The 2,133-nt window shown below is 61.6% G+C and carries 2 protein-coding genes; both read left to right on the top strand.

Annotation, left to right across the window (positions count from 1 at the left end; genetic code table 11):
* Nucleotides 1-593: competence/damage-inducible protein A (locus AB4Z11_RS30165; RefSeq protein ID WP_442029635.1), on the top strand; the 593-nt coding region annotated here is incomplete at its 5' end.
* Between the two features lie 310 nt (nt 594-903).
* On the top strand, nt 904-2,133 hold a 1,230-nt coding region (locus AB4Z11_RS30160; RefSeq protein WP_442029633.1), incomplete at its 3' end, for a transglycosylase domain-containing protein.

Below are 2,133 nucleotides of genomic sequence, written 5' to 3'. Positions count from 1 at the left end.
CCTGCGGCGGTATCGGCGCCACGCCGGACGACCATACGCGCCAGGCGGCAGCGGCGGCGCTGGGCCGGCCGCTGGTGCTGCACGAAGAAGGCAAAGCCATGATCCAGCAGCGCATCCGCCAGGTGGCACAGGACGCGGGCCAGCAGGCCGATCTGAACGCGCCAGACAATCTGCAGCGCCTGCAGATGGCCGAGTTCCCRCAAGGTGCATCCCTCATCCCCAATCCCTACAACAACGTGCCCGGCTTCGCCGTCGGCACCCATTATTTCGTGCCGGGCTTCCCCGTGATGGCCTGGCCGATGATCGAATGGGTGCTGGACACGCACTACACCGATCTGTTCAACCGCGAACCGCGTGCTGAACATGCGGTGCTTGTCTACGAAGTGGCCGAAGCGGCGTTAACTCCCCTGATGGTGAGCATTGAAAAAGCCTGGCCACGCGTCAGGGTCTTCAGCCTGCCCAGCGTTGGCGACGCCAATACGCGCCGCCATATCGAGCTTGGCGTGAAAGGCGAACCGGGCCAATGCGCAGCAGCCTTCGCGGCAATGTGCAGCGAACTCGATAAGCTGAAAGTGGAATACACACGCCTGTAATGACACGATGTGACAATGGTGTTAACAGCCATTGTTAGCTCGCTCACATATGGCGAAAAGTGCCGTTGTTTTTTTGCGAAAAAATTGCGCGCAGATCAAAATTTCTGCGCATTGCTCCGTGCACGCGCTGCCGTTGTGGTGCAATGGTAGTCATGCAGGAACAGTAGTTTGATTGACCGGTTTAAACACTATGCTAAGCAATCGACGTTTTCGCCGGCCCCGCGTTGTAGTCAGTACCGTGCGCAAATTGCGTGCGGGCGCTGCAGCGTTTGGATATGGCGGCGTGCGACGTCGACTGCGCTCCGTACCTATGTCTTCGCCTCACGATCAGGAAACAGTCCACCTCGCCCACGCCCAGCCGGCGCCGCCACCACCATCGGAGCCGAAGAAGCGCTCGCGTTCGCGCGATGCCCTCATCGTGCTGATGCTGGTTCTGCTCTCACTGCTGGTGTATTGGGCTGTGCAGGAAGTTCGCACCTCAACCATGCAGGCGCGCTATTTCACGCAGCTATCCGAAAAGCTCACCTGGCGCGTTGAAGCTGGCCCCAGCAAAGACATCCGCTACCCGCACGACAGTCCTTACGACGAGCGCCTGGGCTACGCGAATATGCCGGATTACCTGACCAAGCTGAAGGCCAAGGATTACGAGATCACGGCGCAGTCGCGCTTCTCGCCCAAAATGGTGCAGCTGTCGGATATGGGCGTGTTCGCGACCTACCGCGAGAAGACCCGCACCGGCCTGACGATTTACGATTGCCGCGCGCAGCCGCTGTTTACGGCCAGCTACCCGGAACGCATCTACAACGGTTTCGAGCAAACGCCGCAAGCGCTGGTGCAAAGCCYGCTGTTCATCGAGAACCGCGAGCTGCTCGACAATACCTATCCGAAGCGTAATCCCGCTGTGGAATGGGACCGCCTGAGCAAGGCCGTGTTCGAAAAATCGCTGAGCGCCGTTGGCGCCGGAGCGCACCGCGCGGCTGGCGGTTCGACGCTGGCGACGCAGATCGAGAAATACCGCCATTCGCCGGAAGGCCGCACCAGCTCGATGAAGGACAAGCTGAAGCAGATGGTGTCCGCCACGCTGCGCGCTTATCAGGGCGGCGAGGACACCACCAAGGTGCGCCGCCAGATCGTGGTCGATTACCTCAACACCGTGCCGCTGTCGGCCAAGACCGGCTATGGTGAAGTGAACGGTGTCGGCGATGGCATGTGGGTGTGGTACGGCCGCGATTTCGCGGAAGTGAACCGCCTGCTGGGCGGGAAGATGGACCAGCCGGGCAGCCCGCTGGCCTTCAAGGAAGCACTCAGCCTGCTGATCGCGCAGCGCCGCCCCAGCTACTACCTGGGCGACGGTGAGGAAGATTTGGAAGTCCTGGCCAACAGCCACCTGCGCCTGCTGGCCACCGCGGGCGTGATCTCGCCTTCCTTCCGCGACGCCGCATTGAAGGAAAAACTGCATCCGGCGCGCGGCAACGGCCTGCAGTCGGCGCCGCCGATGTCTTACGTGACCAAGAAAGCGTCGAACGCGGTGCGCGTGCAC

The sequence above is a fragment of the Pseudoduganella sp. RAF53_2 genome, assembly GCF_052113985.1.
GTDB lineage: Bacteria > Pseudomonadota > Gammaproteobacteria > Burkholderiales > Burkholderiaceae_D > Rugamonas.
This window is presented reverse-complemented; position numbering and strand designations above follow the sequence as displayed.